Origin of the sequence: Vibrio sp. M260118 (genome assembly GCF_036533755.1) — a bacterium.
Classification (GTDB): Bacteria; Pseudomonadota; Gammaproteobacteria; order Enterobacterales; family Vibrionaceae; genus Vibrio.
Window position 1 is genome coordinate 1 of sequence record NZ_JATABG010000098.1, and the last position, 10,332, is coordinate 10,332.

General features: G+C 45.5%; 10 protein-coding genes. 3 read left to right on the forward strand and 7 right to left on the reverse strand.

Features of this window, described 5'->3' with window-relative positions; all coding sequences use genetic code 11:
• A partial coding sequence (yidZ, locus tag QTO00_RS08130; protein WP_331424179.1) for an HTH-type transcriptional regulator YidZ occupies positions 1-891 on the forward strand: 891 nt, incomplete at its 5' end.
• On the opposite strand, the gene QTO00_RS08135 is transcribed toward yidZ, so the two are convergent.
• Entirely contained in the window at positions 888-1,517 is a 630-nt protein-coding gene (locus QTO00_RS08135; protein WP_331424195.1) for an HD domain-containing protein, read from the reverse strand. The genes yidZ and QTO00_RS08135 overlap by 4 nt on opposite strands.
• Before the next feature lie 199 nt (positions 1,518-1,716).
• Here QTO00_RS08135 and QTO00_RS08140 point away from each other — a divergent pair, with 199 nt between their 5' ends.
• Positions 1,717-2,451 carry an RNA methyltransferase gene (locus tag QTO00_RS08140; RefSeq protein WP_331424181.1) on the forward strand — a complete coding sequence of 245 codons (735 nt, stop codon included), beginning with the start codon at positions 1,717-1,719 and terminating at the stop codon, positions 2,449-2,451.
• A 76-nt stretch (positions 2,452-2,527) separates the two neighbouring features.
• Here QTO00_RS08140 and QTO00_RS08145 read toward each other — a convergent pair whose 3' ends face one another.
• Positions 2,528-3,070, reverse strand: a complete 543-nt coding sequence (locus QTO00_RS08145; protein WP_331424183.1) for a hypothetical protein — start codon at positions 3,068-3,070, stop codon at positions 2,528-2,530.
• Positions 3,071-3,301: 231 nt separating this feature from the next.
• On the opposite strand from QTO00_RS08145, the gene QTO00_RS08150 reads away from it, so the two are divergent.
• Entirely contained in the window at positions 3,302-4,384 is a 1,083-nt protein-coding gene (locus QTO00_RS08150) for a DUF6765 family protein (protein WP_331424185.1), read from the forward strand.
• Positions 4,385-4,528: 144 nt separating this feature from the next.
• On the opposite strand, the gene QTO00_RS08155 is transcribed toward QTO00_RS08150, so the two are convergent.
• From QTO00_RS08155 to QTO00_RS08175, 5 genes are all read right to left on the reverse strand, one after another.
• On the reverse strand, positions 4,529-6,493 hold the full coding sequence (locus QTO00_RS08155) for an alpha-amylase family glycosyl hydrolase (protein WP_331424187.1): 1,965 nt from the start codon (positions 6,491-6,493) through the stop codon (positions 4,529-4,531).
• A gap of 26 nt (positions 6,494-6,519) precedes the next feature.
• Positions 6,520-7,659 carry an ABC transporter ATP-binding protein gene (locus QTO00_RS08160; protein ID WP_239943973.1) on the reverse strand — a complete coding sequence of 380 codons (1,140 nt, stop codon included), beginning with the start codon at positions 7,657-7,659 and terminating at the stop codon, positions 6,520-6,522.
• A gap of 102 nt (positions 7,660-7,761) precedes the next feature.
• Positions 7,762-8,247: a hypothetical protein gene (locus QTO00_RS08165; protein ID WP_038201989.1), complete on the reverse strand. Its 486-nt coding sequence runs from the start codon at positions 8,245-8,247 to the stop codon at positions 7,762-7,764.
• An 18-nt stretch (positions 8,248-8,265) separates the two neighbouring features.
• On the reverse strand, positions 8,266-9,291 hold the full coding sequence (gene lpxD, locus QTO00_RS08170; RefSeq protein ID WP_331424191.1) for a UDP-3-O-(3-hydroxymyristoyl)glucosamine N-acyltransferase: 1,026 nt from the start codon (positions 9,289-9,291) through the stop codon (positions 8,266-8,268).
• 28 nt (positions 9,292-9,319) lie between these two features.
• On the reverse strand, positions 9,320-10,330 hold the full coding sequence (locus QTO00_RS08175) for a porin (RefSeq protein WP_331424193.1): 1,011 nt from the start codon (positions 10,328-10,330) through the stop codon (positions 9,320-9,322).
• Between the last annotated feature and the right edge of the window lie 2 nt (positions 10,331-10,332).

Consider the following 10,332-nt stretch of genomic DNA (forward strand, 5'->3'; position numbering starts at 1 on the left):
CAAGAACAGAGTGTTACCAAAGCGGCTAAAAAGCTTAACGTTACGCCGTCTACAGTTAGCAAATCACTGAGTAAACTGCGTGATTGGTTTGATGATCCTTTGTTTGTTAACACGCCACAAGGATTACAGCCTACGACGCTTGCGAGCAGCATGGAAGAGAGCTTATCTGATTGGCTGCTAATCGGTAGTCAGATAGTGTCGAGGCGAGGCGGAGAAGCGCCATCGGGTGTGCATTTTAACCTTGGAGTAGAGTCGCCATTGTCACTGATCATGGTTGATGAACTCACTACTCGAATCCACCAAACTTATCCAGATTCAAAGATTAAGTTCATTAACTGGGATTACGACTCACTTGAGGCGATAGCCCGAGGTGATGTGGATATTGGCTTCACAGGCAGAGAGAGCCATCCGCGCTCACGAGAGTCGCTCGACTTGCTGCCGTATTATATTAACTATGAAGTGTTGTTTACCGATTTACCTATGGTCTATCTGCGTAAAGACCATCCTGCATTACAACGAGAGTGGAGCTTAGAGACGTTCCTTAGTTATCCGCATATCAATGTGACGTGGGAGAAAAGCGAGAGCTGGGCACTCGATGAAATATTGATCGAGCTTGGGTTAAGTCGTAATGTGAATTTGACCATGTCGGGGTTCGAGCAGGCGCTGTTTGTTGCTGAAAAATCGGGCCATGAAATGATTACAACCGCTCCTAAATATTGCCAACGCTACTGTCAGCAACTGCATCCAGACTTGGTGGCTCTACCCATTCCATTGGATGACGCTCAGCAAGAAAAACTGAACATTCCATTCACCATGATTTGGCACAAACGCAATAACCGCAACCCAAGAATTCAGTGGTTAAGAGAGACGATTAAAAACCTATATAGCTAGTATATTTCACACTCTAGTTGAGCTAAGAACGCTCGCATGTATTGAGTACGTTTGTTCGCTTCTGTTTTGGCGGCTTGAGTGTTCATTAAAGCTTCTAGTTTGAATAGCTTGTTGTAGAAGTGGTCGATAGTGTAGCGCTTGTCATTCAACACTCGACTGTCACAGAATGGGTCTTCGGTGTTGTAGAGGCTTGAACCGAAGCTAGTACTTACTTGTATACAGCGGGCTATGCCAATGGCACCAAGTGAATCGAGGCGATCTGCATCTTGAACGATTTGAGCTTCTAGAGTTTCTGGAGTGATATTCGCACTGTAACTGTGAGTCATAATGGCGTGATGAATGGCGCTGAAATACTTCTCTGGGTAGCCTATTGATTCGAGAAATTTGACCGCTTTATCTGCTGCTATAACCGAGCTTTTGGCGCGTTCAGGATGGTCTTTGGCGAAAGTAAAACAGTCGTGAAGGTAGGCAGCAGGCACGACGATGTTCAACTCGGCATTCTCTTGTAAGCAGAGCGTTTTAGCTGTTTTTACCACCCGTTTTACGTGGCTAAGATCATGGGCCGGATCTTGGGTCATCTCTGTGTTGATAAATTCCAAAAATTGAGCTTCAAATTGTTCAAAAATCTGCATTTTTCTATCCGCTATATTTGCCTTGGGTATTCTAGCACGAGGGGCCTGTAGTAAGGTCAAAAATCAGATGCTATCAAAATGAGATAATTCACCTACGACACGACTATTCTTTACTCGCCTCTTTAGCTCAACTGGGCTTTACTCTATAATTGCCGCGCTTTTATCTGGGTTATCCCTTTATCGTGGAAAGATTATGATTTCAAAAAACCAACTTAAACAACTTCGAGCACTTGGCCAAAAGAAGCAGCGTAAAGCGCAGGGGCTATTTTTGGTGCAAGGAGAGAAGAACGTGCTTGAGTTGGCGAATAGCTCATTAACGGTAAAGCACGTCTTTGCCACGGCTGAATTTCTTACCCAGTATTGTTCTGAGCTGGGCAACTTTGAGTGCATTGAAGCGTCTTTAGATGATCTCACCAAAGCAAGCACGCTTGTGAGCAACAATGCTGCCATTGCGGTGGTTGAAATTCCAAGTGCGGAGATGCCAAAAGCACAAGGTTTGATGATTGCGCTTGATGGTGTTTCTGATCCGGGTAATCTTGGCACCATCATCCGAGTTGCTGATTGGTATGGTATTAAGCACATTGTCGCTAGCAGCGACTGCGCCGATCCTTACAACCCAAAAACCATTAGCGCCACTATGGGCAGCTTTGGCCGTGTCACCGTGACTCAGCTTGATCTGCCAAGCTACCTAGAGAAATCAAACTTACCAGTTTATGGCGCATTCCTTGACGGTGAAAGTGTACATAACACCCAGTTTTCGCCTGAAGGCATTTTGCTGATGGGGAGTGAATCTCACGGCATTCGTGAGCAAGCCGCTAAGTTCGTAACTGATAAAATAACCATCCCTGCATTTGGTGGCGCAGAATCGTTAAACGTGGCGATGGCGACGGGCATTATTTTGGATAACTTACGCCGTCAGCACGGTTGAAACCCAGCCACGGATCTTCTTCACGCTGGTTATCCTTGCATAGTTGATAACTATCGCGGCGTTTAGACACAAGTGGCTATTTCACTGCACTAGCCTTTCGCTTGGAGTCATTGATGAGCTCAATCTCGCTAGCGTATTTAAGCCTCATCCTCTCAATTTTTGATAACAGTTCATCGCTTCGCTTTTGGACTGAAATGACTTTGCGCATATTGTCCCTACCAGTTTTGTAATCCTGATATTTATCCTCGTCATAGCAATAGTCTGCGAGTTTTTCCCATAGTTCTTTGGCTGTTTTTAGTTTTGAAAATGTTTTGAGAAGTGTTTGTTTTGTCTGGTCTAGTTTTGATATTTCCTCGATGAATAAATCCTTCTGTGTAGCTAGAGCACGTTTAGCTTCAATGTTATCGCTCCGCCAGATACCAACTAACACGTCTGAAGGATATTGATCCTGAAGGAACACATAATCATTATAAAGCTCGGTAACTTCATTTAGCTCATTGATGTTTCTGTTGAACCTCGCTTCTTGTTTCTTGTAATAATCAGTGGCAGTTTGCCAGTTTTTCTCTGTGCAATATCTTGCCGCAATCGCGGATTCGGCGAATAGGGCTGAGAGAGACAACAAGACAATGAGGAGGTGATGCGTAAACAGGCCTGTCGTTCGTTTTATTAGAAATTCTTGGTGTGAACATATTGTGCACTCAACATTCGCATGGTGTATTGATTGGAATCACTTAATTAGGGTTTAACGCTGAGCGTCATAACTAAATTTACCAAACTCCAACCTATATAAAATAACGCCATTTTATAAAAGGTTATATTGAACAAATATTGCTCAATGGGAGACGCTAAAATGCAAATAGATGGACACCATTCACTCACTTATGTTGTTGCTAGATACGCTGGAATGACACATAGCGATGCAGAAAAGTTAGCTTACTGTGCTCAATACGTTGACGAAGCAACCAATTCAGATCCAGTGCGGTTTGATAACGGGGCGATGTTTAATCGTATCTCTTCCGCTCATAAAATGCTCGATTATCGAAATGGCAATGAGCTTGCTAATCACCTAGCATGGATTCCTTTTCACTTCCTCCCAGGTAATCAAGGTAAACCCTCTGACACTATTCCTGAGGGTGGTTTTATTCAGCGTTTGGTCTGTACACCTGACAGCCCAGTAGCTCGAGATATGCTAAATGCAGTGGCAGCGTATAGGAATTCTTCTTTTGGGCTGCACATGATGGGTATTGCAATGCACGTCTACGCCGATACCTTTGCTCATCAGGGGTTTGCTGGCGTAAGTCATGAGATTAACCAGGTAGAACAAATCGAATCAAATTCAGATAGTAGCTTATTGGCTAGAGTAAGAGACAATATTGTTAACTGGAGTATCTCTACAATTTCTCCTCTGGGTCATGGTCCCGCACTCTCTTTTCCTGACCGTCCTTATGCCGAGTGGAGTTATGTTAACGGGAGGGGTGATAAGGTTACAAGAAACAATACTGAGGATTTCTTGAGTGCGGCGAATCAAATGTACAAGGCAATTAAGTGCTTTATCAAGGAAGATCAAAACATGGATATTGACGCTCAAGCGGATTTACCCAATGACAAGCAGCTCATTTTGAAGGCAGCATTTCAAGATATTAAACATGAAGATGGTGAAGATCGTCATAAGGAATGGCTGAAACGCATTTCTCGTGGCGAGTTTGGTTTTCCTGCTGTAGAACTGACTTTTGAGGTGAGCGGAAAAAATAGCTGGAAAGAAATAGCCAGAGGCAAAGCTATGGCATCGCCTCAGTCAGCGGATTTGGTTACGTATAAATATAAAGAGTCGTTCTTAAATTCAGATTGGAAGCTTTTCCATGATGCACTGAAAACTTATAGGCTAACGATTATAAGAGATGTGCTGCCGAAGTACGGAATTTGTGTTGCTTAACTTTGAATTGGAGGAGCAACATTCCTGCCTTCATAAAAAAGGCCTTAGATAGTTACCTAAGGCCTTAAAGTGGCAGCGTGTCGCTACCTGAAATACCCCTAGCTGGGTATAGAGTCCCTAGAAGCGAGACTGGTTAACAATGAATTAAAATGCGCCGCTGGTTTGAGTTTGTGTGCTGGTATTCACCGTATTGTTGCCACCCGATTGCCACTCAATCAGCGCACTGCTATCACTTTCTGAACGCTTCAGACATTTCCATTCTAAGGACTCGCCACTTGGAACCTGAATGGTTGCTTGCCATGTTGGGTAAGCGGCTGGATCCAGTTTTACTGCTTGCGCTGGCACCCAACTACCCAACTGGCTAGCACTGCCAACTGCATAAACGTTTTGTCCCCACTGGGTGTAACCGTTACTGCAAGTGAAAGTCACGTCGATAAGATCTGTGTTACCGCCACCACTGGTTGTCTTGCCATGCAGGACAATCGCTTCATTCTGGTCAAGGTTCAGCGTCGCAGAAGACTGAGATACCGTCACACCATCGCTACCAACCAGGCTGGTGTAGTAGTTGTCCGCCAGAGACAATGCAGAGACATTAATTGAGGTTGCAGCACCTCGGTTTAGAGCAACTAGCACAACGTCATCTTCAAACTTACGTTCGTAAACCAGAATGTCGTCGTTGAGCCACTTCTGACTGTAGCTACCTTGCTGAATCGCAGGACTGGTTTTTCTCAACTCAGTCAAAGCTTGAATGATCTTAAATGCTTCACTGTCCTGAGCGAAGCTTGGCATGACTTCGCGGTTGTATGGATCGCTACCAACCTGACCAAACGCATTGGTCGAGAAGTTTGCGCTGTAATGTTCCGTGCCGTAGTAGATGGCTGGTATACCACGCACCGTCATAGTCGCAACCAAGCCCAGGTCGACGCGTTTTTTGGCAAACGCTTCTGACAGGCCGCCCCCTTCTTCATTGTTACCTGGGCCGAACGTGCTGGCTGTCGAACGCAGCGCGGTCGAGATACGAGCCATATCATGGTTGTCCATAAATACCACCTGCCAGTCATCGCTGGTGAACACATTGCTGCGAGTTTCCAGATAGCTGTTTAACGTCTGCATGGTGTTGCCTCTGCGACCAACTAGCACACGTTCTAAGGTGTCACGGAAGCCAAAATCGAGCAGTGCCGAACCTGAAGTATTGGCATAATCGATCGCATAACCATCAATACCTATGGTTGTCGTTGCGCTGGCACCAAACCACTCGCCGAAGAAGTAAAACCCATCGCGGCCAATAGTCGATGCGTAGTTGTAGATGTCACCTGTCCATTGCTGGATAAACGCTTTATCCATGTGCTTAATCGCATCAATACGAATGACATCAACACCTGCATCAATCCAGAATTTAGCGCCATCCAACAGGTAGTTGTAAACCTGAGCATTAGACTGGTTGAAGTCAGAAAGGTTAAATAGATTGTGGTTACGAACCTGATACCAGTTATTCCAGTCGGTTACACCGCCATTGTGGTGATACCAGTTGGTGCCAGCAGCAACGTCAGTGGTGTAATCAGTAATGTACTGGCCGTCACGGTACAGGGCGCCGTACTCATTTTCATCGTTACCATTAGAGTGGTTTGGCGCATAATCCAGTACTAGCTTCATGTTGTATTCAGGGCTGTGCATCAACTGGCTCAACTCTTTAAAGTCGTCCATGGTGCCTAAGTGCTCATCAATGCGGAAGAAGTCTTTACCCCAGTAGCCGTGGTAACCAGCCCCACCATTAACATCAAGGTTGTCGGCATTATCTACCGGCGGAGTAATCCATATCGCCGTGATACCGAGAGATTTGAGATACGGCAGCTTGTTGATCAAACCTCTAATGTCACCACCCACATACTTTTTGAGGTTGTTAGGGTCGTACGTCAACGGGTTATTGCCACTGTTGTTTGTCGCATCGCCATCACTAAATCGATCTAAGAAGACGAAATAGATAGTCTCCTGCCTGAAATCGTAGCTACTGTCAGCCGCGGTTTCTGCACTTATTGCTGGTGCAGAAAATCCGCCTCCGATGGCCATTGTCGCAAGCAGAGCGCTGCAAATCAGTGTCCGTTTTATCATTAGAGGTTCCCCGTTATTGTGATTAACTAAGCCGAGTAGGGTCGACTGTGAATTAGGTTGTTTTCATTGTAAAAATCGAAGATATGGCAGAATTCAGTATTGAGGTTGAAACGGAAAGTTCGACCAATATCTGCTGTCGTGATCGACTGATCTTGCACTCGGGCAATCAGCTCTTTGCCACCAACAGTGAAATAGAGGTATTTTTCGTTCCCCAGATTTTCAACGACTGACAGTTTGCCTTCGAAGGTATTCAATGTTTCACCCTCTTGTGCCAGTGAGATATGCTCCGGACGGATACCAAAGCAGACTGGGTTGTCGACGTACTGCTCAAGCTCCGCTTGCATTGCTTTCGGGATCAGAATGCGGGCAGACGGAGCAATTTCGACGATAAGATTCTCACCATCACGACGCAGCGCTGTATCGACTAGGTTCATTGCCGGAGAGCCGATAAAGCTAGCAACGAAACGATTAGCTGGGTAGTTGTAAAGGTTCGCTGGCGTATCAACTTGCATGATCTTGCCCTGATTCAGAACACAGATACGGTCACCGAGCGTCAAAGCTTCAGTCTGATCGTGGGTAACATAAATCATGGTTGCCGGATTGCCTTCATCCTTAAGAGACTGATGAAGTTGGGCGATTTTTACCCGCATAGAGACACGCAGCTTGGCATCCAGATTCGATAGTGGCTCATCGAACAGAAAGACATCCGGTTTACGAACAATAGCGCGACCAACCGCCACACGCTGACGCTGACCACCAGACATCTCTTTTGGTTTACGGTAGAGGAGATCAGTGATTTCTAATTTCTCTGCCGCTTCTTCAACCCTTCTCTTAATTTCATCTTTGGGTTTCTTCGCCATCTTTAGACCGAAAGCCATGTTGTCGAAAACTGTCTTGTGCGGGTAAAGAGCGTAGTTTTGAAACACCATCGCGATTCCGCGATCTTTCGGTGGTAAATCGTTGACTCTGCGATCACCAATATGAACATCACCAGATGAAATCGATTCAAGACCAGCAATCATTCTTAGTGTGGTCGATTTAGCGCAGCCTGATGGGCCGACAAACACCATGAATTCGCCTTCATTAATCTCGAGATCAATCCCGTGTACCGCCTTGAAGCCGTTGTCATACTGTTTTTCTACTTGTTTTAGGCTAACTGTTGCCATGGGTACTCCAAATAAAGCTTTATAAACTCATAACTTACGACACAACCTTTGTGCATTAAGCTATGAACTTAACGCCGCCAGAATAACTCTGGCGGCACGGTATTACTGACAAGTGGCAATCATGGCGCGAATTGGCTTTTTATCTTCGCCAATCTGAATTGACCAGACATACTCGCCATCAGCAGGGATTTCGACTCGGGTGTTTTTAGCAAAACCACCGCGCTTCAGAGCGATTTCCTGATTGACGCCCATTTTGCGTCCCGACACTGTGAATTGCGGGTTCCAGTTCATAGTTGCAAACTGGACATTAACCACACCGGCTTTCTCTTGATGAACAACCTGATAGATGCCATCGCCCTTATGGCTCATTTCGCGGTCTTCCAGGTGAATCCACTGACCTTCATCAAAGGTTCCGACGACAAACAGTGACGGACGAATCGGACCGCGATCCTCAACCGTTGGCAAATCACATTTCGCCAGCAGACTATCCGCATTGGTCGGGATAACTTGGTTGGTATTTTCACTGGTGCTGGAACAGCCAGCAGCAAGAGCACTGAGTAATAGAGGTAGAATGACTTTTTTCATCATAAATCCTTAACGATTGAATTAGGCCTTACAGCCAGTGAATAAGCGTTTAAGCCAGTGGCTAGGCTGGTCAGATTTTTGCGTAGTTTTAGAGTGTTTTTTGCTATCAAACTGGCGGGTAAGCTTGTTAAGCACCGCCAGGTTTTTGTAATAAGCACGAGCATCTTTGGCTGGGTAACCAAATAGGTCGCTATGAGCAGGAAATGACTGGCTGACGCCTGATTTAGCTTTGATGACTGAGTGGTCACCGATAGTGATATGGCCAGCGGTGCCAGCCTGTCCGTGAACAATGACATGTTGGCCAAGAACGGTGTGTCCGGCTAAGCCTACCTGAGAAACCAGCAGACAATGTTGGCCCACTTTACAGTCATGACCAATCTGGACTAGGTTATCTATCTTAGTCCCTTTGCCAATCACGGTATTTCCCAGAGTGCCACGGTCTATAGTGTTGTTACAGCCGATCTCAACATCGTCCTCGATGATAACTCGTCCGACACTTTCCACTCGTTCGAACTCGCCATGTTGGCCATTCATATATTCGAAGCTGAAATTACCGATGGCGTTGTTGGAGTCGATAGTAACGTTATTGCCAATCACCGTGCCCTCTTTAATCACCGTATTGGCATGAATGGCAACATTGTCGCCAATGGTCACACCATTCATGATTTTTACGCCAGGCATAAAGTGGCAGTTGTTGCCAATAGTGCAGTGCTTGCCGATATAGACATCGGGATTGTCTGAGGTATTACCCTGCTCAAACAGTTGATACTTATGTACTTTGTAATAACGTAGTAGGGCATTCAGTGTTTGCGCTTTAAGCGACTCAATCACTATCTTACATCTGGCGTTGCTGATTAAAATGCTATCAGGTCCTATGATCACATCCGCTTTTGAACTTTCGATCATTTTGAGATCAGATTTAGAAAATACGATAGCTAACCCCCCTTTATCAGGGCTATACAGCGGCACAATCGTATCCACAGTTAAACTCGGGTCACCATCTATCTGGCCGCCAACTAACTGGGCAATTTCTGAAACTGTGATCATAGGATTTCCTTAAGCAAATAAACGATTTTTACAGACGGTAAATAGCCTGGAGCAAGAAGGTGTTCTGCTCAACGACCTTCTCCTCTCCAGCAAGCTGAGTGAAGGTTTCAGTATCTTTGGCCCACTCGTACTCACCTTTCAGCAACCAGTTATCACCGACAGACTGTTCGTAACCCATAGTGGCTTTACGAATATCTTTGAAGTACTGCTCTCCTGCAGCCCAACCTTGTGTATGTTTGGTTTCGTTTTCACCGTAACGGGCACGAACGTATAAGGTACCAGCATCTTCAAAGCTGTACTGTACGATTGGCTCAACATACTTTTCAGTAAAGTCACTAATTTCGTTAATTGAGCCATCACTGTTATGCGCTTTGTTGTCTTTAATCTGGTAGTAGAACTCTACACCCAGCTCCCAGTTACCAAAACGTTTATAGGGCTTAACTAACACCGAGTAACCTTCTTCAACTCGAGTGCCCCACGCCGATTTATCTTCGTCGTTGTAGAGGTATTCAAGGTTAGACTGGAAGCCTGCATCGTACTCATTGCTGTAAAAGTTGAGATAAGGGCGAATGCTGTGTTCTGCATTGGTAGTACGCAGGTTGCTCACGCCAGCAGTGGTAGCAATAGTACCTAGTGAGTATTCAAGGTCATAGATAACGCCAGTTTCAAAACCGTTCGGTAATGAGAACTTTTTATCAATCGAAATCAGGTGCTTATAGCCATCTTCCGTTTCCGTGTACGAGCGATCCTGACTGCGTTTAACACGGTCAGTCAACTTAAAAGCGTACAAAGACGAGAAGTTCCAGTGGGCGTTTTTATAAAACAGTCCAATCACTTCATGGGTGGTAGTACGTTCATTTTCTGTTTGCCCACCCCAGGTTTTGTAGTTGGTAATATCTTTGTCTTCAATTTCAATCGACGTTCCAACGTGGCCGCCAAAATCTAAGGCTTGAGTCAGAATATTACCGCCCATTTGTTGGGGAGCCGGTCCTTTTTCCGCAGCAAAAGCAGCAGGTGCAGAGCTCAGAGCGCAAGCAATAC

What these genes read in the sequence shown, in the direction of transcription:
- QTO00_RS08140 (WP_331424181.1), top strand. Translation starts at nt 1,717, where the DNA reads ATGATTTCAAAAAACCAACTTAAACAACTTCGAGCACTTGGCCAAAAG.
- QTO00_RS08150 (WP_331424185.1), top strand. Translation starts at nt 3,302, where the DNA reads ATGCAAATAGATGGACACCATTCACTCACTTATGTTGTTGCTAGATAC.
- QTO00_RS08155 (WP_331424187.1), bottom strand. Translation starts at nt 6,493, where the DNA reads ATGATAAAACGGACACTGATTTGCAGCGCTCTGCTTGCGACAATGGCC.
- QTO00_RS08160 (WP_239943973.1), bottom strand. Translation starts at nt 7,659, where the DNA reads ATGGCAACAGTTAGCCTAAAACAAGTAGAAAAACAGTATGACAACGGC.
- QTO00_RS08165 (WP_038201989.1), bottom strand. Translation starts at nt 8,247, where the DNA reads ATGATGAAAAAAGTCATTCTACCTCTATTACTCAGTGCTCTTGCTGCT.
- lpxD (WP_331424191.1), bottom strand. Translation starts at nt 9,291, where the DNA reads ATGATCACAGTTTCAGAAATTGCCCAGTTAGTTGGCGGCCAGATAGAT.